This window comes from Jannaschia sp. GRR-S6-38, assembly GCF_029853695.1.
GTDB classification, from domain to species: domain Bacteria; phylum Pseudomonadota; class Alphaproteobacteria; order Rhodobacterales; family Rhodobacteraceae; genus Jannaschia; species Jannaschia ovalis.
Map to the genome: position 1 here is coordinate 1,484,284 of NZ_CP122537.1, position 17,373 is coordinate 1,501,656.

The window sequence follows — 17,373 nt, forward strand, 5'->3', positions numbered from 1 at the left end:
TGATGGACGCCGCCGAACTGCCGATGGTGCAGCGGGCTGCCGCCGCGCGCCCGAAGCTCGAGGGGGGACAGCGGCTGCGCATGGCGACGACCTTCGAGCCCGCGGGCGACCAGCCCACCGCGATCGCCGAGCTCGCGCGGGGCGTCACCGAGGGCGAGCGCGACCAGGTCCTGCTGGGCGTGACCGGCTCGGGCAAGACCTTCACCATGGCCAAGATCATCGAGGAGACGCAGCGCCCGGCGATCGTCCTCGCCCCCAACAAGACGCTGGCCGCGCAGCTCTATGGCGAGTTCAAAGGCTTCTTCCCCGACAACGCGGTCGAGTATTTCGTCAGCTATTACGACTACTACCAGCCCGAAGCCTACGTGCCGCGGTCGGACACCTTCATCGAGAAGGAATCCCAGATCAACGAGCAGATCGACCGGATGCGCCACTCGGCCACCCGGGCGCTTCTGGAGCGCGACGACGTGATCATCGTCGCCTCGGTCAGCTGCATCTACGGCATCGGCTCGGTCGAGACCTACGGCGCGATGACCCAGGACCTGATCGCGGGCAACGAGTACGACCAGCGCCGCGTCATGGCCGACCTGGTCGCGCAGCAATACCGCCGCAACGACGCGGCCTTCGCGCGCGGCAGCTTCCGGGTGCGCGGCGACAGCGTCGAGGTCTGGCCCGCCCACCTCGAGGACCGGGCCTGGCGGCTGAGCTTCTTCGGCGAGGAGCTGGAGGCGATCACCGAGTTCGACCCGCTGACCGGCGCGAAGACCGGGTCGATGGACAAGATCCGCATCTACGCCAACAGCCACTACGTCACGCCGCGCCCGACGATGCAGCAGGCGATCAAGGGCATCAAGGCGGAGCTGCAGCAGCGGCTCGACCAGCTGGTGGGCGAGGGTAAGCTTCTGGAGGCGCAGCGGCTGGAGCAGCGGACGAATTTCGACCTGGAGATGCTGGAGGCCACCGGCGTCTGCAACGGGATCGAGAACTACTCGCGCTACCTGACCGGCCGCGCCCCGGGCGAGCCGCCCCCCACGCTATTCGAATACATCCCCGACAACGCGATCGTCTTCGCCGACGAGAGCCATGTCTCGGTGCCGCAGATCGGCGGCATGTATCGCGGCGACTTCCGCCGCAAGATGACGCTGGCCGAGCACGGCTTCCGCCTGCCGTCCTGCATGGACAACCGCCCGCTCAAGTTCGAGGAATGGGACGCGATGCGCCCGCAATCGGTCTTCGTCTCGGCCACGCCCGCGGCGTGGGAGCTGGAGCAGACCGGCGGCGTCTTCACCGAACAGGTGATCCGGCCCACCGGCCTTCTGGACCCCAAGGTCGAGATCCGGCCTGTCGAGATGCAGGTCGACGACCTGCTGGACGAGATCCGGAAGGTCACGCAGGACGGGTTCCGCACGCTCTGCACGGTTCTGACCAAGCGCATGGCCGAGGACCTGACCGAGTATCTGCACGAGCAGGGCATCAAGGTCCGCTACATGCATTCCGACATCGACACGATCGAGCGGATCGAGATCCTGCGCGACCTGCGGCTCGGCGCGTTCGACGTGCTGGTGGGGATCAACCTGCTGCGCGAGGGGCTCGACATCCCCGAATGCGGGCTGGTCGCCATCCTCGATGCCGACAAGGAGGGCTTCCTGCGCTCCGAGACCTCGCTGGTGCAGACCATCGGCCGCGCGGCGCGCAACTCGGAAGGCCGGGTGATCATGTATGCCGACCGCGTCACCGGCTCGATGGAGCGCGCGATCAACGAGACCGAGCGCCGCCGCGCCAAGCAGAAGGCCTATAACGACGAACACGGGATCACGCCCGCGACGGTGAAGAAGAACGTCGAGGACGTGCTGGCGGGGCTCTACCAGGGCGATGTCGACATGAACCGGGTGACGGCCAAGGTCGACAAGCCGATGCACGGCGCCAACCTGCAGGCCCATCTCGACGGGCTGCGCGAAGAGATGCGCAAGGCCGCCGAGAACCTCGAATTCGAGGAGGCCGCCCGCCTGCGCGACGAGGTCAAGCGGCTGGAACAGGTGGATCTGCTAGTCTCCGACGACCCGCTCACCCGCCAGTCGGCGGTGGCCCAGGCGGTCGAGGACGCCCGCAAGGCCGAGGGGCGGAGCACCGCCGGGCGGCCGGGGCAGCGCGGGGGGAATGTGAAGCGACGGAAGAAGCGGTAGCGGGCGGTGAGACGGCGCGCCTTCGCGATCGCTTTGGCCACGGCGGTCGCCGTGATGCCGCGCATCGGTGTCGCGCAGCCCATGACCTGCGCACCGCCGCCCTTCGACACCCTTCCGCGGATCGCGGACGCGCTTGCGGCACTCGCGCCGGTCCTCGATGAGTATCCGGATTTCCAGGACGTTCTGGACCGGTCCGTCGCAGCGATTTGCCTCACGCCGGCCGCGCTTGACGCCCAAGGGTATTTCGAACCCGAAACCGCCCGGATCGTGCTGTCGGATGCCCTGTCTGACGGCCGGATGCAGGCGGTCCTGGTCCACGAGATGCGCCATGCGGCCCAATTCGCCCGCGGCGTCTGTCCCGCGCCCGATTTGGCGATGCGTGACTATGCCGACGCGATCTTTGCCCTGGAAGCTGACGCTTCGGTCACGAGTGTCATGCTGGCCCACGAGTTGCGCGCGACAGGCGCGTCCGAGATGTGGCACGCGCTGGCAGACTGGCCGTTGCAGGCGGATATCGCCGCGCGATACGACGCCGCGCGCGCTGCGGGCGGGACGGCAACCGACGCGGCCACCGTGGCTTTCGATGCCTGGTATCTGAACCGCGAACGGCGCGCGGCCTACTACCTCGCGGCCTGCGCCGATTACCTCGACACGCAGGACCGCGAACACCGCCTGCCAAGCTACGAGCGCCTGCCCGAGGGCTTTTTTGCCACGCTCTGCCGCCTGCCCGACGGCACCGCCTACCCCTGCGCCGGCCCCGACTAAGCCAGGGTGCTCGCAGGCGTCCCCTCTTCCGCCACCCATCCCGCCTGCCCCGGCATCCGCCAGACCCGCATCCCGTCGCGGTCGTGAGGGGGTGCGGTCGAGTAGGAAGCCGGCTTCGATGATGTGGCGGATCGCGGTGGGTGACTGGCCCTACCGGGGGCCGTTACAGGACAGCCGGAGCTCCGACGACTTCTCACACGAACGGCCGTTGAAACCCTGCTCGCAGTCCAACCCTTCCCGGCGGTCGGCCATCTCGTGACAAGGCACCGATAGCGCGCCGGGACGCGTGCCCCCTATCCGTGGTGGCGCACGCGATCAGACGATCATGTCCCGCGCGGCCGGCGCGTCAGGAAGGCTGTTGCAGGCTCTCGAGATAGTAGACCAGCGACATGACCCTGCCGCGGGTATACATGACCTCGCCCCATTTCTCGCGGTCCGCCCCTTCCGCGGCGAAGATCGCGCCGTAGACCGGCATCGGTCCGCCATGGGCCCGCAGGCCGGTGCGGCCGTCGACGATATGGATCACGTCGAGCATCGGGAACTCGCCTTGGGCCTTCGGATTGCGCTCCGCGAGCGTCGTCAGGTCGGGGATGGCCGTGATCATGTGCTCGGCCAGCGGCCCGGCGCCCTTCGCGTCGGTGCCATGGCAGGTGGCGCAATACTGCATGTAGAGGTCCTGCCCGATCTCGTCGGCCGAGATCGGCGCGGCGGCGGCGATGGATGCGAATGCCAGGGTGGCGATGAGATGTCGCATGGTGGTGGCTCCCGGAAGGATCTGCGGAATGCCTCCTGCCTAGCAAATCGCCCCGCGCGGGGAATTGACGGCCGTCAAGACCCGCGCGGGGCGGGTGCCGGGTTATCCGCGGGAGCGCCCCCGCCGCGGTCGGTGGACGCCGCCGCGGCCCCTCATCCCCGCCCGCTCAACGCCCGCACCAGCGCCACGACCACGGCCGCCGCCACGGCGCCCACCACCGCCACCAGCAGCACGCCGCCGGCGGCCAGCACCGTCACCCCCAGCGCGGCCAGCGCGAAGGGCGCGGCCACGGCCGCCACGGCCCCGATCAGCGCATAGGTCGCGGCGCTGCGCCCCGTCAGCTTGCCGCCCAGCGCGCCCACGCCCGCGCCGACCAGCGCCAGCACGATCAGGGCAACGATGCCCACGCCTTCGAAAAACGACTCCATCACGCGTCCTTTCGCTTCCGTTCCCCCCGACAAGGGCATGCCCGGCCCGCCTGCGGCAAGCGGACAATCGCGGGGCCGGCCGTTTCGGCGCGCCGCCCGGCGTTAACCCCGGCTTAACCATGGTTGACGAAACCTCCGCGGATGTGCCGCGTGCTCGCCGTCCTGTTCTGCCTCCTCGCGACGGCTGCCCATGCGGGCCCCTGGCCGCGCGAGGCGGGGCAGGTCTATCTCCATGTCGGCCATTACGCGGGCGACGATCCCTATACGGGGATCTATGCCGAATACGGCCTAGGCCGCCGGCTGACCTTCGGGCTCGATCTCGGCGGGCATCTCTCGCGGCTCTCCGGTCCCGTCCCGACGGCGCGGAGCGACGGGGTCACGGGCCGGGCCCGCGCCTTCCTGCGGGTGCCCGTGCCGATCCCGCGCGCCGCGCCGGACTGGACCGCGCCCTGGCTCGCCGCGGTCGAGCTGAGCCTCGGGCGCGACATGCTCGATGACGGGCGCGAGGTGAACCGGCTGGGCCTCGGCGCCAGTCTCGGGCGCGGCTTCGAAAGCCGCCTCGGGGACGGGTGGATGGTCTTCGACCTGCGCACGTCCCTCGCGCAGGACGCGGCGACGCGCACCAATCTGGGCGCGGTGGTCGGCGTGAAGCCCCATCGCCGTCTGTCGCTGGAACTGGGCGCCTTCGTCGAACATGCGACGGACACGTCCTGGCAGGTCGGGCCCGTGGTCCAGCTCAACACCGGCGCGCTGGGCGAGCTGCGCCTCGGCCTGTTCCAGAGCTCGGACGACGGCACCATGCTCTTCACAGGCTTCAGCCGCAGCTTCTGACCGCGCCTACCAGTGGCGCGTGCCGGGGGCGCCCTTGACCGTGCCGCGCAGGTTCGGCGTGACCCAGCCGCCGTAGAAATCGCCGGGCTGCGGGGTGACGGCCACGCCGCCGACGCGGCATTCGTCCATCGCATGCGCATAGATCGCGAGATGGTCCTTCAGATCGGCGAAGCGCCGCGTCGGGCTGGGATAGTCCCAGGCGCAGCGCGGCGCCGTCTGGCCCCCGGCCGTCAGCGTCCAGTAGCGCGCGGCGCCCTTCCACTCGCACATGCTCGAGCCCGGCGCCGGCGTGATCCGGGCGGTGATCGCGGCGCGCGGGATGTAATAGGTAGGCGCATGATGCGTCTCCAGCACGCGCAGCGCGTCGGTGGTCGAGACGATCCGCTCGCCGCCCAGCCAGATCTCGATGCGCTGGGGCACCGGCTCCAGCCGCGGGGGGCGGGGATAGGTCTGCACGTCTTCCTCGGGCAGGCTCATCCCAGACGCCCCTCGCCGACCTTCAGGATGACCGGGACGACCAGATCCTCTTCATCGGTCAAGTGGCGGTCGAGGAACCGCGCCATCCGTTCGAGCCCCTCCGCCATCCGCGGCGCGCCATCGGCCGCGTCGCGCAGCACGGCATTCGCGGCCTCGGCGAAGGCGTCGAGCTCCTCGTGCAGGCGGTGGTGGTCGGCGTCGAGGATCTCGAAGCCGCGCTCCAGCCCGGGGGCCAGCGGGATCATCTTGGGGAAATAGACGTGGTCCTCGATCGAGTGATGACCATGCAGCTCGTTGAGGAGAATCCCGCCCAGCCGCGACAGGCGCCGGCCGTGTTCGCGCGGGTCGAGATCGCCGCCGATCCGCGCGCGAAGGTCGCCCTGCAGGGCGTCGAGGACGCGGCGGAAGCCCAGATGCCGTTCCAGCCAGAACTGTGTCAGCGGGCCGAATTCGGGATGGGCCCGCCAGCCCTCGCGCGGATGCTGGGCGAGCAGCACCTTCAGCGCGTCGGGCAGGCCGGTGCGATCCTCCAGCGCGTCCGTCATTCGCCGCGCGACGGCTCGATGACGTCGAGCACCTGCGTCGCCCAATCGCCGATGACCGGGATGAAGTTGATCTGGCTCAGCGACCAGACGAGGATCGAAAGGACCACCGTCGCGCCCAGAACCGTGCCGAGGCCGAAGGCCAGGCCGCGATAGAGCTGGAACATGATGAGCTTGGGCAAGGAGTTGTGCACCTGCAACCAGCGATGCCGGTTCAGGCGGGCCACTTCGCGGCGCAGGCCGGCGATTTCCTCGTTCATCTCGTCCCGCTTCATGGACCTTACCTAGCAGTCCCAGCGGCTCTCACAAGACGCCCCGCAGCGCCTGGTAGGCCGCGGCCGTGGCCGCATTGGCGAGGTTGAGCGAGCGGATATGCGGCGAGCGCATCGGCAGACGGACCATCCGGTCGGCGCGGCCCGCGGTGACGGCCGGCGGCAGGCCCACCGTCTCCTGCCCGAAGACGAGGTGGAAATCGGGGGGATAATCGGCATCGTAGAAGCTTGTCGTGCCATATTCCTCGAAGAGGAACAGCGCCTCGGGGCGCGGAGCGCGGCGGATCAGGAAATCCTCCCAATCCTCGTATTCGTGCAGGCGGACATGCTTCCAGTAATCGAGGCCCGCGCGGCGCACGTTCCGGTCGGTGATCTCGAACCCGTAGGGCTTCACGAGGCACAGATCGAGGTCCAGGGCCACGCAGGTGCGGCCGACGCTGCCGGTGTTTCCCGCGATCTCGGGCTGGACGAGGACGATGGCCGGTCTCACGCGCGGCTCAGGCGTGGACCAGCGCCCAGCGCTCGATCAGGTCGGATTGCAGCCCGCGCGCCGTGCGCGCCCAGCTGCGCCCGCCCTGGGGCCGTTCGCGTTCGGCCACGCTCAGGCGGTCGCGGCGCGCGGTGTCGGCACAGAAGGTGGCGAAGGCCAGCGGCCGGCCGGACCGCGCCTCGAAATAGCCCGCGAGGCCCGAGACGAAGTTCAGCGTTCCGGTCTTGGCGCGCACCGCGATGGGCTTGGCGCCCTCCACCGTCATCTCCTTCAGGATCGGGCGCAGCCGGTCCCGGGCGCCCGGCGCGGTCAGCGCCGCCACCATGTCGGAGGCCGAGATCCGCGTGCTACCGTTAAGACCCGAATGATCGTCGAAATCCGGGCGGCGCGCGCCCGTGCGCTCCGCCAGCCAGCCCGACATCACGTCCCCCGACTGGTCGAGCGAGCGGGGGATGACACCGCGACGCAGGGTCGAGGTCAGCCCGATCATCTCGGCGGTCAGGTTGGTCGAGTAGCGCAGCATCGAGGCGCAGACCCGCTCCAGCGGCGCGCCCTGCTGCAGCGCCAGCACCGGGCCCTGCGGCACGGAGGTCGCCCGTTGCGGGGCCCCCACCACGATCCCGTTGGAGCGCAGGAAGGTCCGCATCACGTCGCCGGCATAGAGCGCCGGATTGCGCACCGGGAGCCAGCGCGCGCCCGACTGGCCCAGCTGTCGTCGCGCCACGGTCCAGGCGTCGACCCCGCCGTCGCTTGCGTAGGTGTAGACCGGCAGCGACCGGTCGGCGACGCGCATCCGCGACGTGGCCACCGCCGGGCGGAACCGCGCGGTGCGGGCATCCATCGTCGTCTCGTAGCCCGAGCCGTTGCGCTTCCACTGAAAATGCACGCGGTTGAAATTCAGGTTCAGCCCGCCCAGCGCCGGATTGTAGCCTACGTGGTCGGGCTGGCTGCGGTCGATCCGGTCGAAGCTCGGCACCGCCCCGCCATGGACGAGGAACCGCCCCGTCACCTCGCGCAGGCCGGCGGCCTTGGCCTGCGTCGCCATGTCGGCCAGCCCGTCCGTGTCGAGCGCCGGATCGCCGCCGCCCACCAGTACCAGGTCGCCGTCGAGGCGGCCGTTCAGGATCGGGGCCGTGGCCACCAGCCGGGTCTGGAAGCGATAAGCCGGGCCCAGCGTCTCGAGCGCGTAGAGCGCGGTCACCGCCTTCGCGACCGAGGCGGGCGGCAGGGCGCGCAGCGGATTGTGCGTCTCGAGAACCTCGCCGGTGCGGGCGTCGCTGACCACGAAGCCCACGCGGCCGCCCAGGCCCGCCTGCGCGACCAGCCGGTCCGCCGCGGGGGCGGAGCGCGAGATCGCGTCGGCGGGCCTCAGAAGCGGCCGGGCCGAGACCTCGGGCGCGTTCGCGCAGGCCGGCAGCGCCACCGTGGCGAGCGCACCGGACAGGAAGAAACGTCGTCGCATCAAGGTCGTCCTCCGCATCCCCGGATTTGATGCCCGGCCTGGCCCGGGAAGGAAAGCCCGACGGCATCTGGGCGCGGTCCCCGCGGGATGATAGCGCGCGGATCATGGACCGCACGACCCTCGGATCGGTGGCGTTGATGTTCGTCGCCATGTCGCTGATCCCCTTGGGCGACAGCGCGGGGAAGATCCTGACCACCCAATACGGCGCGACGCCGCTCTTCGTGGCCTTCGCGCGCTTCGCGGTGGGCGCGGCGATGGTGGCGCTGATCCTGGGCGGGCGCGTCGAATGGCGGCTCTACGCGGATTGGCGGGTCTGGCTGCGCGCGGCCCTGATCGCGGGCGGCATCGCCTCGATCCTCACCGCGCTCCGGACCGAGCAGATCGCGACCGTCTTCGGCGCGTTCTTCGTCGGGCCGATCTTCAGCTACGTGCTGTCGGTATGGCTTCTGGGCGAGCGGGTGTCGCGGCGCCAGTCGGTCCTGCTGGCCATCGGGTTCTGCGGCGTGCTGCTGGTGGTCCGGCCCGGCTTCGGAATGACGCCCGGCCTGGGCTTCGCGGTGCTCGCGGGGCTCTGCTACGGGGCGTTTCTGACGGCATCGCGCTGGCTCTCGGGCATCGCCGCGCCGCGCCAGCTGATGCTGACGCAGACGGTGCTCGGCACGGCGCTCCTGGCGCCGCCGGGCCTTCTGTCGGTGCCCGAATTCTCCTGGCCGGTGGCGGGGCTGGTCCTCTGGTCGGGTATCGCCTCGGCCTCGGGCAACCTGCTGCTGGTCGTGGCCTACCGGCGCGCCAACGCGACGGTGCTCGCGCCCTTCGTCTATTTCCAGCTGATCTCGGCCACGGCGCTGGGCTGGCTCATCTTCGGCACCTGGCCCGACCCGCTGGCCTTGGCCGGGCTCGCCGTGCTGGTCGCGGCGGGCTTCGCGACGCTGGCCGTCCGGCGCTAGCCCGCCCCCCAGCCGCCCCCGTCGCGGATCGCGGTCGACGAGGCCGCGTGCATCGGGACGTTCACGAAGGCCCAGGCCGGCGGGTCTAGCCGGCCCAACCCGCGCGCATCCTGCGGGGCGACGCGGTGCCGCGCCAGCACCCGCGCCGCCACGGCGCTGCGCGCGGCGATCCGGTCGCCGGGCCGCGCGATGACGCCCAGCGGGACGCGGGCCGCGATCTCGCGCCAATCCTCCCAGCGGTGAAACTGCGCCATGTTGTCGGCCCCCATCAGCCAGACGAAACGCGTGCCGGGATAAAGCCGTTGCAGCCCGGCGATCGTGCGCGCGGTATGCCGGGTGCCCAGCCACGCCTCGATATCGGTGACGGCGACGCGTGGATGGTCCATCAGCGCCCGCGCCCGCGCCATGCGCCGCGCCAGCGCCGCGGGGCCGCGCGGCTTCAGCGGATTGCCCGGCGAGACCAGCCACCAGACCCGGTCCAGCCCGAACCGCGCCAGCGCCTGCCGGGTGATATGGACATGCCCGGCATGGGCCGGATCGAAGCTGCCGCCCAGAAGGCCCACGACCTGCCCGGGGCGCGCGATGGGAAGACCGTGGCGCATGACCGCTCCTTCGCGCGCCGCGCGCGCGCCGTCCAGCCCCGATTGCCCCTGCGGGCGGGCTTCGATAGGACGGCGCAAATCCCCACAGCGCGAGGCTCCGAAGCCATGGCCAGCTATCAGTACGTCTATCACATGGACGGCGTGTCCAAGACCTATCCCGGCGGCAAGAAGGTGTTCGAGAACATCCGGCTGAGCTTTCTGCCCGGCGTGAAGATCGGCGTGGTCGGCGTGAACGGCACCGGCAAATCGACGCTGATGCGGATCATGGCGGGCCTCGACAAGGATTTTCAGGGCGAGGCCTGGGCCGCCGAGGGCGCGAAGGTCGGCTACCTCCCGCAGGAGCCGACGCTCGACGAGGGCCTGACCGTGCGCGAGAACGTCATGCTGGGCGTGGCCGAGAAACAGGCCAAGCTCGACCGCTTCAATGAACTGGCGATGAACTATTCCGACGAGACGGCCGAGGAGATGGCCGCCCTGCAGGACGAGATCGACAGCCAGAACCTGTGGGATCTCGACGCGCAGATCGACGTCGCGATGGAGGCGCTGCGCTGCCCGCCCGACGACGCCTCGCCCGTCAACCTCTCGGGCGGCGAGCGGCGGCGCGTGGCGCTCTGCAAGCTGCTGCTCGAAGCGCCCGACATGCTGCTGCTGGACGAGCCGACGAACCATCTCGACGCCGAGACCATCGCCTGGCTGCAGCGCCACCTGATCGACTACATGGGCACGATCCTGATTGTGACCCACGACCGCTATTTCCTCGACGACATCACCGGCTGGATCCTCGAGCTCGATCGCGGGCGCGGCATCCCCTACGAGGGCAACTACTCCGCCTGGCTCGAGCAGAAGGCCAAGCGCATCGCGCAGGAGTCGAAGGAGGACAAGTCCCGCCAGAAGACGCTGGAGCGCGAGCTGGAGTGGATCCGCTCGGGGGCGAAGGCGCGGCAGGCCAAGTCCAAGGCCCGGATCCAGGCCTATGAGCAAATGGCCGGCCAGTCCGAGCGCGAGCGCGTCGGCCGCGCCCAGATCGTCATCCCCAACGGCCCGCGCCTCGGGTCCAAGGTGATCGAGGCCAACGGGCTCCGGAAGGCCTATGGCGATCGGCTTCTGATCGAGGACCTGTCCTTCGCCCTGCCGCCGGGCGGCATCGTCGGCGTGATCGGGCCGAACGGGGCGGGCAAATCGACCCTGTTCCGCATGCTGACCGGGCAGGAGAAGCCCGATGCCGGCACGGTCGAGTATGGCGACACCGTCAAGCTCAGCTATGTCGACCAGTCGCGTGACGATCTCAATCCGGACGAGACCGTCTGGGAGGCGATCACCGGCGGGGCGGAGCTGATCAAGCTGGGCGACGCGGAAGTGAATTCGCGCGCCTATTGCTCCAGCTTCAACTTCAAGGGCGGCGACCAGCAAAAGAAGGTGGGTCTCCTCTCGGGCGGCGAGCGCAACCGGGTGCATATGGCGCGGCTTTTGAAGGAAGGCGGCAACGTCCTGCTCCTGGACGAGCCGACCAACGACCTGGACGTGGAAACGCTCCGCGCGCTGGAGGACGCCATCGCCGATTTTGCGGGCTGCGCCGTGGTGATCAGCCACGACCGGTTCTTCCTCGACCGGCTCTGCACGCACATCCTCGCCTTCGAGGGCGAGGCGCATGTCGAATGGTTCGAGGGCAATTTCGAGGCCTACGAAGAAGACAAGGCCCGCCGCCTCGGCCCCGACGCGCTAGAGCCGACGCGAGTGAAGTACAAGAAGTTCACGCGCTAGGTCCTCCGGCGCGGCCCGCGCATCGCGCTCGCCGACCCGCGGCGCGCCCCCGGCCCGCGGCGGACGTGGCCGCAGGATAGGCCGCCGGCGTGAAGACACTTTCGTGCGGCGGGTAATCTGGATGCCGCCGACAGCGTGGATCTGCCATGCGGGGACGCCGCGCCTGCGGCCCTTCGCGTGGGTCCCGCGCGCGGAAGGCTAGTGGCCATGACGGTCTCATCGCGGCGGGCAATGTCCCGGCACGGCGCAGACCGCGACCGGGGTCCCCGCAATACCGCAGCGCCGCTTCCGCATCCGGCCCGAGCGACGCCCAGCGGCCGGTCGGCGGCGCAACGGAAGGCCCGATCAGCGATCCGCGGCCGCCAGTTGGCGCAGGGCGCGGTGCACCGCGCGGACCTGTCCGCCACCGAGCTTGCGCAAGGCCGCCGCCTGGTCGCGCGGACTGCGATCCTCCAGCCCGATGGCGATGATGGCCGGATGTTCGCGGCCGAGGCCCTGCGGATCCCGCGCGGCGGCGACGATCTTGCGGACATCCTCCGGCGAATGGCCCGGTGCCAGCGCGGGCGTGGAACGGTCCTCCGCCACCAGCGGCCGGGGCAACGAGAGCGTCAACCGGGACCGCGGCGAAGCCGCCGCCGGAAGGGCCATCGGCGCCGCCTTCGAGAACAGCCTGCGCGAGTCCGCCGACTCCGGCGCCGGGGCGCCGGGCGCATCCGCCGCCGGCATCGGATCAGGGGCGCGGGGCGGTCGGAGCGTCAGCCGGCCGGCAGCGCGCGGATCATCGGCGGCCCTCGGTGCGCGCCCCTCGGGGCTGTGTCGCGCGGGCGCGCGGGCGACGTCTCCGGGCTCGTCGCGGGCCGGGGTGCCGGAATCGGCCCGGCGGGCCTCGACCTCGGCCACGAGCTGGGCGGCAAGATCGCGCAGATGCACGGGGGCGGGAGCCGATTGCCCGCTTTCCAGCATTTCGAGCAGGGCGCGCGCCGCGTCGGGGCGGGCGGCGGGGGCGGCGGGCATGGCGGATCTCCTCAGAGGTAGCTTCGCACGAGCGCGCCGGACACCAGCGTCCAGCCGTCGACCACGACGAAGAAAGCGAGCTTGAAGGGCAGCGAGACGATGGCCGGCGGCACCATCATCATGCCCATCGACATCAGGACCGCGGCGGCGACCATGTCGATGATCAGGAACGGCATGAAGACGAGAAAGCCGATCTGGAACGCCCGGCTGATCTCGGACAGCAGGAAGGACGGCACCAGGACCGCCAAGGCGTCGGGCTCCGCGTTCGGGCGCAGACCGGCGAGATGGGCCAGCGTGTCGGGATCGACCCGCGCCAGCATGAAGGCGCGGAAAGGTTCGACCGCCGCGCTTGCGGCGGCGACGGGCTCCATCTCGCCGCGCGAAAGCGGACCGATTCCGGCCTCCCAAGCGGCGGTCGCGACCGGCTCCATGACGAAATAGGTCAGGAACAGGGCCAGACTGACGATCAGCATGTTCGGCGGCGCCGCCTGCAGCCCCATCGCCTGCCGCATGATCGACAGGACCGTGACCACGAAGGGAAAGCAGGTGAGCGTGATCGCGATCCCGGGCGCGAGGCTCAGCACCGTGAGGAGCGCGATCAGCTGGATCGAACGCAGGGCCAGCGTGTCCTCGCCCAGCGAGATCGCGACGTCCTGCGCCGCCGCCGGCAGGGCGAGGACGGCGAACGCCGCCGCCAGGATCGGTAAGACGCGGTTCAATCCGTGCCGTCCGCCCGCACGACCTCGGTCAGGCAGACCCCGAGGCGGCCGGACGGCTCGCCATCGATCTCCTGCAGGCGGCCGCGCGCGATGAGCCGGTCCCCGGCATAGAGCTCGACCAGATCGTCGACCCCGCGATCGAGCGGCAGCACCGCGTCGCGTTCCAGCGCCAGCAGCTCCGCCACCGTCGGATGGGCGCGCCCCACCGCGACCGTGATCTCGACCGGGACCCGGCCCAATGCCGCGCCGCCCTGTGTTCCGTCAGCCATCCCGGGCCTCCCTGTATCCGTTGCCCGCCGCGACCCGTGCGCCCGGCGTCAGTTCCGAAAGAAACGCGTCGAGCGCCCCGTCGAGCGCGGCGAGAACCGCTTCCATGTCTATGCGCCGCTCCTGCCCGTCCCAGCGGACCAGGGCCTGCGAGACGGCGAGCGCCGGCTCGGGGCGGACCTTGACCTGCGCCGCCGTCTCGCCCGCGCGCTCCAGCAGACGGTTCAGCGCGCTGGCCTCCTCGGGGGCGACCAGCACGCTCAGCTCGCGGGCCTCGTCCCGCAGAAGGCCCGTGACCTCGTCGAGAAGCACCGGCAGGAAGGCCGCCTGCGCGGCCTTGGGCAGCAGCGTGTCGAAGATGTCGCGCAACGCGGGCTCCAGCGCGGCGATGACCCCGTCCGTCGCCTCGGCATACCGCGCCTCGAGCCGGGTGAGCGTCTCCTGAAGGCTAGTGCCCAAGCGCGCCTGATCGGCGTCGATCCGGGCCACCGCGTCGTCCCAGCCCGCAGAATAGCCCTCGTCGAACCGGTCCGTCCCGGCCGGATCGGGGGCCGGGGCGGGGGTCGCGACCTCGTCCGGCCCGCCGAAATCCTCGAGCGGGAGGGCGGTCATCGCGCGTCCTCGGGCGATTGCTCCATCCAGCCGCGCAGCACTTCCAGCGTTTCCTCGCGGCGCTCGGTGATGAGATGACGCAGCCGCTCGACCGGATCGTCGCCGCCGCCTTCGGAGGGCAGCGCGGCGAGGCTGTCCATGTCGAGCAGCGCCATCGCGGGCAGATCGGTCCCGCCGCTCGCCATATCGGGAAGGCGCGCGGTGGTCTCGGGCGGGGCGCCGATCTCCTCGGGCGGCGCGAGCATGTTCGGCGCCGGATCGGCCTGCGCCGGGGCCGCAGCAGGCAGGGCCGGGGCGGGCGCCGCTGCGTCGGATCCGGTCAGGACCCGCGCCAGGAGCGGGCGCACGACGAAGGCCATCGCGCCCAGCGCCACCAGCGCGAGCAGAACCGCCGTGACCAATTGCGTGACCTGCGCGCCGCTGATCCAGGGCAGGGACAGGCCCGGCGCCGCCTCGGGCCCCGCGGGCTGCTCGAACTGCATCGAGCGGACGGTGACAATGTCGCCGCGCGCGGCGTCGAAGCCCACCGCGGACTGCACCAGTTCGCGGAGGGTCTCGAGCTCGGCCTCCTCGCGCGGGTCCCAGGTCGCCGTGCCGTCCTCCGCGACCGCGCGGACCCCGTCGACCATGACGGCGACGGTCAGGCGCTCGACCGCGCCGGGCGGCTTCTCGATCTGGCGCTGCGTGGCCGAGAAATCGTAATTCACCCGCTCCCGCGTCTCCGCGTTGGAGCTCTCGGAGCCCTCGCCGCTCTCGGCATCGCCGTCCGGCAGGTTGCTGGCGACGGTCACGCCGACGCCGGGGCCGCCGCGATCATTGGCCGAGCGCTCCTCGGTATCGGTACTGACGACGACGCGGCTGTCGGGATCGAGCACGCGTTCGGTGATCGTCTCGCGGTCGCGCGAGGTCTCGAGCGCCAGCTCGACCACGAAGCGGCCGGGCCCCACCCGCGCCTCCAGAAGGTTCTGGACCGCCGAACGCATCTCGGCCAGTCGCGCGTCCCGGGCTTCCGCCTCGGTGTCCACCTCGCCGCCGCCGACCACGCGGCCACTCGCCGCGTCGATCACGGTGACGTCCTCGACCGCGAGATCGCGCACGGCCCCCGAAACAAGCGACTGCACCGACCGCGCCAGCCCCGCGCCCACCGCGCCCGACACCATCTGCAACGTGACCGAGGCCGTGGCCGACCGATCGCGCGCGAAGGGCGAGGCATCGGCCGTGGCGAGGTGGACGCGCGCCATCCGGACCCCGGGCGCCGCGAGGATCGTCCGGGTCAGCTCGCCCTCCCGCGCACGCCAATAGGCGGCGTCGAACATCTGCGAGGTCGTGCCGAAGCCGCTGAGCCCGTCGAGCAACTCGTAGCCCGCGCCGTCCATGCGCGGCAGCCCCTCGCCCGCCAGACGCATCCGCAGGGCATCCCGCGCGCGGCCATCGACGAAGATCGAATCGCCGCGCACTTCGAAGGCGGTGCCGCTGGCCTCGAGGCTGGCGACGATCTCGGCCGCCGCGGCCGGTTCCAGCCGCGCGAACAGAAGCTCCATCCGGGGGGCCGTGGCCAGGCGCGTCAGCCCGAGGATGGCGAAGAAGGCGACGGCCGTGGCCAGCGCGAGAATCGCGAGTCGACGCTTGTCCTGGCCTTGCAAGAAGGCGTTGAATTTCTCCAACTTTTTCACCCCGCCTGGTGCCGATCCGTTCTGGATCCCGAGGCGGAACATTCCCGAACTCCTTTAACATTCGGTTAGTCACCGATGGTCTAGGACCGCCCTCGTAACCGGAGGGTGGCGCATGGCCGAGACGGACAGTCCCGACAGCGAAGACGACGGCCCGAAGCGGGGCGGCAAGCTCAAGTGGATCCTCGTCGGGGTCGGCGTGCTCGCCGCGGGCGGGGGCGGCTTCTACACGGCCTTCAGCGGCGCGCTCGACGCGATCTTGCCGGGCGCCGAATCGGCCGAGTCCGCGCTGGAGGAGGCGGCCGAGCCTCTCGCCCTCGCCTTCCTCCCGCTCGACCCGATCACCGTGACGGTCGGCGGTCCGGAAACCCTGCGCAACCTGCGCTTCCGCGCCCAGCTCCAGGTCTCGGCCACCGGGATGGAGCGCGCCGAGACCGTGCGGCCGCGCATCGCCGATATCGCGACGACCTATCTCCGCGCGGTGCCGATGGAGGTGCTCGAATCGCCGACGGCGCTGCTGCGCGTGCGCGCGCAATTGCTGCGCCGCGTCCAGCTTCTGGCCGGTCCCGGCACGGTCGAAGACCTCCTCGTTTCCGAATTCGTGATCAACTGACATGCAAATCCTCGCCCTGATCCCCGATCTCCTCCTTCTCTGCGCGACCGTCGGGCTCGCCGTGTATTGCTGGCGGCTCGCCGCCCGGCTGCGCGCCTTCAACGACGTCGAAAGCGGCATCGGCGGCAGCATCGCCGCGCTCTCCGACCGGCTGGACGCGATGCGCGCCGCGCTGGACGCGGCCACAGCCGAAGGCGACGCGCGCCTGCAACGCCTGAGCGACGCGACCGACGCCGCCGACGACCGGATCGGCCGGCTCGAAATGCTGCTCGACAGCCTCGACGATGCGGAGGATGCGCTGGCGCAGATGTCACCCGCGTCACCGGCCGCGGAGGCGCCGCTCAGCTTCCGCGCCCATCCCCGCCGGGCCGGGGATCGGACATGAGCGCGGGCGTCGCAATTCGGCGACAGCTGCGCCGGCTCTCGCTGACCGGGCTGCTGGCGCTGCTCCTGGTCTCCGCGGTGGCGCGGGTGGTCTCCGCCGGGCTTGCCAGCCTGCCGGAAGACGCGCCCGATCGCGCCGATGCGGCGGAGCTGCTCTGCCCGCCCTCGGGCGAGGTCGGGGATCTCCTCGACCAGATCTCCGCGCGCGCCGGAACGCTCGAGACGCGCGAGGCCGAGATCGCGCTGCGCGAGCGGGACGTCGAACTCGCCAGGCAGGAGGTCATGGCCGCCCTCGACAGCCTGACCGCCGCGGAGGCGGCCCTCGAGGCGCGGATGTTCAGCTCGGCCGAGGCGTCGGAGGCCGACATCACCCGGCTGGTCAGCGTCTACGAAGGCATGAAACCCAAGGACGCGGCGCTTCTCTTCGAGACGATGTCGCCCGATTTCGCCGCCGGCTTCCTGGCCCGCATGCGGCCCGACGCGGCGGCGGGCGTGTTCTCGAGCCTGACACCGGACACGGCCTACGCGCTGAGCGTGATCATGGCCGGCCGCAACGCCAACGCCGCGAGGGAGTGACCGC

21 protein-coding genes are annotated in these 17,373 nt (G+C 70.9%); 8 read left to right on the plus strand and 13 right to left on the minus strand.

Features of this window, described 5'->3' with window-relative positions:
* Positions 1-2 precede the first annotated feature (2 nt).
* Both uvrB and P8627_RS07765 read left to right on the plus strand, forming a co-directional pair.
* A complete protein-coding gene (uvrB, locus tag P8627_RS07760) occupies positions 3-2,183 on the plus strand; it encodes an excinuclease ABC subunit UvrB (RefSeq protein WP_279967421.1) in 2,181 nt (726 codons plus the stop codon).
* Positions 2,184-2,216: 33 nt separating this feature from the next.
* A complete protein-coding gene (locus P8627_RS07765; protein ID WP_279967197.1) occupies positions 2,217-2,948 on the plus strand; it encodes a DUF6782 family putative metallopeptidase in 732 nt (243 codons plus the stop codon).
* A 346-nt stretch (positions 2,949-3,294) separates the two neighbouring features.
* On the opposite strand, the gene P8627_RS07770 is transcribed toward P8627_RS07765, so the two are convergent.
* Together P8627_RS07770 and P8627_RS07775 are read right to left on the minus strand one after the other, a co-directional pair.
* Complete coding sequence (locus P8627_RS07770; protein ID WP_279967198.1) at positions 3,295-3,702, minus strand: c-type cytochrome; 408 nt, start codon at positions 3,700-3,702, stop codon at positions 3,295-3,297.
* Between the two features lie 152 nt (positions 3,703-3,854).
* Positions 3,855-4,130, minus strand: coding sequence for a GlsB/YeaQ/YmgE family stress response membrane protein (locus P8627_RS07775; RefSeq protein WP_279967199.1), 276 nt, complete (start codon positions 4,128-4,130; stop codon positions 3,855-3,857).
* A gap of 150 nt (positions 4,131-4,280) precedes the next feature.
* Here P8627_RS07775 and P8627_RS07780 point away from each other — a divergent pair, with 150 nt between their 5' ends.
* A complete protein-coding gene (locus P8627_RS07780; protein ID WP_279967200.1) occupies positions 4,281-4,961 on the plus strand; it encodes a hypothetical protein in 681 nt (226 codons plus the stop codon).
* Between the two features lie 6 nt (positions 4,962-4,967).
* On the opposite strand, the gene P8627_RS07785 is transcribed toward P8627_RS07780, so the two are convergent.
* Genes P8627_RS07785 through dacB form a run of 5 tightly spaced genes read right to left on the minus strand, consistent with a single transcriptional unit; the run spans position 4,968 to position 8,204 of the window.
* The gene (locus P8627_RS07785) at positions 4,968-5,438 is read right to left on the minus strand and encodes a DUF427 domain-containing protein (RefSeq protein WP_279967202.1); all 471 of its coding nucleotides are present in this window, start codon (positions 5,436-5,438) and stop codon (positions 4,968-4,970) included.
* On the minus strand, positions 5,435-5,983 hold the full coding sequence (locus P8627_RS07790; protein WP_279967204.1) for a hemerythrin domain-containing protein: 549 nt from the start codon (positions 5,981-5,983) through the stop codon (positions 5,435-5,437). The genes P8627_RS07785 and P8627_RS07790 overlap by 4 nt, the downstream gene beginning before the upstream one ends.
* Entirely contained in the window at positions 5,980-6,255 is a 276-nt protein-coding gene (locus P8627_RS07795) for a DUF5665 domain-containing protein (protein ID WP_279967206.1), read from the minus strand. The genes P8627_RS07790 and P8627_RS07795 overlap by 4 nt, the downstream gene beginning before the upstream one ends.
* A gap of 28 nt (positions 6,256-6,283) precedes the next feature.
* The gene (locus P8627_RS07800; RefSeq protein ID WP_279967208.1) at positions 6,284-6,742 is read right to left on the minus strand and encodes a tRNA (cytidine(34)-2'-O)-methyltransferase; all 459 of its coding nucleotides are present in this window, start codon (positions 6,740-6,742) and stop codon (positions 6,284-6,286) included.
* Between the two features lie 7 nt (positions 6,743-6,749).
* Positions 6,750-8,204, minus strand: a complete 1,455-nt coding sequence (dacB, locus tag P8627_RS07805) for a D-alanyl-D-alanine carboxypeptidase/D-alanyl-D-alanine endopeptidase (protein ID WP_279967210.1) — start codon at positions 8,202-8,204, stop codon at positions 6,750-6,752.
* Between the two features lie 104 nt (positions 8,205-8,308).
* Here dacB and P8627_RS07810 point away from each other — a divergent pair, with 104 nt between their 5' ends.
* On the plus strand, positions 8,309-9,151 hold the full coding sequence (locus P8627_RS07810) for a DMT family transporter (RefSeq protein ID WP_279967212.1): 843 nt from the start codon (positions 8,309-8,311) through the stop codon (positions 9,149-9,151).
* Here the strand turns inward: P8627_RS07810 and P8627_RS07815 are convergent.
* Positions 9,148-9,753: a nicotinate-nucleotide adenylyltransferase gene (locus tag P8627_RS07815; protein ID WP_279967213.1), complete on the minus strand. Its 606-nt coding sequence runs from the start codon at positions 9,751-9,753 to the stop codon at positions 9,148-9,150. The two genes, P8627_RS07810 and P8627_RS07815, sit on opposite strands and share 4 nt — an antisense overlap.
* Before the next feature lie 105 nt (positions 9,754-9,858).
* Between P8627_RS07815 and ettA the strand changes: the two genes are divergently transcribed.
* Positions 9,859-11,514 (plus strand): energy-dependent translational throttle protein EttA, encoded by a 1,656-nt coding sequence (gene ettA / locus P8627_RS07820; RefSeq protein ID WP_279967215.1) that lies wholly within the window; start codon positions 9,859-9,861, stop codon positions 11,512-11,514.
* A 345-nt stretch (positions 11,515-11,859) separates the two neighbouring features.
* Here the strand turns inward: ettA and P8627_RS07825 are convergent, their stop codons facing one another.
* Genes P8627_RS07825 through fliF form a run of 5 tightly spaced genes read right to left on the minus strand, consistent with a single transcriptional unit; the run spans position 11,860 to position 15,841 of the window.
* The gene (locus P8627_RS07825) at positions 11,860-12,528 is read right to left on the minus strand and encodes a hypothetical protein (RefSeq protein WP_279967216.1); all 669 of its coding nucleotides are present in this window, start codon (positions 12,526-12,528) and stop codon (positions 11,860-11,862) included.
* Positions 12,529-12,539: 11 nt separating this feature from the next.
* Positions 12,540-13,247: a flagellar type III secretion system pore protein FliP gene (gene fliP, locus P8627_RS07830; protein ID WP_279967217.1), complete on the minus strand. Its 708-nt coding sequence runs from the start codon at positions 13,245-13,247 to the stop codon at positions 12,540-12,542.
* A complete protein-coding gene (locus tag P8627_RS07835; RefSeq protein WP_279967218.1) occupies positions 13,244-13,516 on the minus strand; it encodes a FliM/FliN family flagellar motor switch protein in 273 nt (90 codons plus the stop codon). Before P8627_RS07835 ends, fliP begins: the two co-directional genes overlap by 4 nt.
* A complete protein-coding gene (locus P8627_RS07840) occupies positions 13,509-14,126 on the minus strand; it encodes a hypothetical protein (RefSeq protein ID WP_279967219.1) in 618 nt (205 codons plus the stop codon). Before P8627_RS07840 ends, P8627_RS07835 begins: the two co-directional genes overlap by 8 nt.
* On the minus strand, positions 14,123-15,841 hold the full coding sequence (fliF, locus tag P8627_RS07845) for a flagellar basal-body MS-ring/collar protein FliF (protein ID WP_279967220.1): 1,719 nt from the start codon (positions 15,839-15,841) through the stop codon (positions 14,123-14,125). The genes P8627_RS07840 and fliF overlap by 4 nt, the downstream gene beginning before the upstream one ends.
* A 70-nt stretch (positions 15,842-15,911) precedes the next feature.
* Between fliF and P8627_RS07850 the strand changes: the two genes are divergently transcribed.
* Genes P8627_RS07850 through P8627_RS07860 form a run of 3 tightly spaced genes read left to right on the plus strand, consistent with a single transcriptional unit; the run spans position 15,912 to position 17,369 of the window.
* Positions 15,912-16,409, plus strand: coding sequence for a flagellar basal body-associated FliL family protein (locus P8627_RS07850; RefSeq protein WP_279967221.1), 498 nt, complete (start codon positions 15,912-15,914; stop codon positions 16,407-16,409).
* Position 16,410: 1 nt separating this feature from the next.
* Positions 16,411-16,794: a hypothetical protein gene (locus P8627_RS07855; protein ID WP_279967222.1), complete on the plus strand. Its 384-nt coding sequence runs from the start codon at positions 16,411-16,413 to the stop codon at positions 16,792-16,794.
* The gene (locus tag P8627_RS07860) at positions 16,791-17,369 is read left to right on the plus strand and encodes a MotE family protein (protein WP_279967223.1); all 579 of its coding nucleotides are present in this window, start codon (positions 16,791-16,793) and stop codon (positions 17,367-17,369) included. Before P8627_RS07855 ends, P8627_RS07860 begins: the two co-directional genes overlap by 4 nt.
* Positions 17,370-17,373: the final 4 nt, after the last annotated feature.

Coding starts and splice junctions, on each gene's coding strand:
- P8627_RS07825 (WP_279967216.1), bottom strand. CDS start 12,528: ATGCCCGCCGCCCCCGCCGCCCGCCCCGACGCGGCGCGCGCCCTGCTC.
- P8627_RS07855 (WP_279967222.1), top strand. CDS start 16,411: ATGCAAATCCTCGCCCTGATCCCCGATCTCCTCCTTCTCTGCGCGACC.
- P8627_RS07795 (WP_279967206.1), bottom strand. CDS start 6,255: ATGAAGCGGGACGAGATGAACGAGGAAATCGCCGGCCTGCGCCGCGAA.
- ettA (WP_279967215.1), top strand. CDS start 9,859: ATGGCCAGCTATCAGTACGTCTATCACATGGACGGCGTGTCCAAGACC.
- uvrB (WP_279967421.1), top strand. CDS start 3: ATGGACGCCGCCGAACTGCCGATGGTGCAGCGGGCTGCCGCCGCGCGC.
- P8627_RS07785 (WP_279967202.1), bottom strand. CDS start 5,438: ATGAGCCTGCCCGAGGAAGACGTGCAGACCTATCCCCGCCCCCCGCGG.
- P8627_RS07850 (WP_279967221.1), top strand. CDS start 15,912: ATGGCCGAGACGGACAGTCCCGACAGCGAAGACGACGGCCCGAAGCGG.
- fliF (WP_279967220.1), bottom strand. CDS start 15,841: ATGTTCCGCCTCGGGATCCAGAACGGATCGGCACCAGGCGGGGTGAAA.
- P8627_RS07790 (WP_279967204.1), bottom strand. CDS start 5,983: ATGACGGACGCGCTGGAGGATCGCACCGGCCTGCCCGACGCGCTGAAG.
- P8627_RS07775 (WP_279967199.1), bottom strand. CDS start 4,130: ATGGAGTCGTTTTTCGAAGGCGTGGGCATCGTTGCCCTGATCGTGCTG.
- P8627_RS07840 (WP_279967219.1), bottom strand. CDS start 14,126: ATGACCGCCCTCCCGCTCGAGGATTTCGGCGGGCCGGACGAGGTCGCG.
- P8627_RS07860 (WP_279967223.1), top strand. CDS start 16,791: ATGAGCGCGGGCGTCGCAATTCGGCGACAGCTGCGCCGGCTCTCGCTG.
- P8627_RS07815 (WP_279967213.1), bottom strand. CDS start 9,753: ATGCGCCACGGTCTTCCCATCGCGCGCCCCGGGCAGGTCGTGGGCCTT.
- dacB (WP_279967210.1), bottom strand. CDS start 8,204: ATGCGACGACGTTTCTTCCTGTCCGGTGCGCTCGCCACGGTGGCGCTG.
- P8627_RS07770 (WP_279967198.1), bottom strand. CDS start 3,702: ATGCGACATCTCATCGCCACCCTGGCATTCGCATCCATCGCCGCCGCC.
- P8627_RS07810 (WP_279967212.1), top strand. CDS start 8,309: ATGGACCGCACGACCCTCGGATCGGTGGCGTTGATGTTCGTCGCCATG.
- P8627_RS07835 (WP_279967218.1), bottom strand. CDS start 13,516: ATGGCTGACGGAACACAGGGCGGCGCGGCATTGGGCCGGGTCCCGGTC.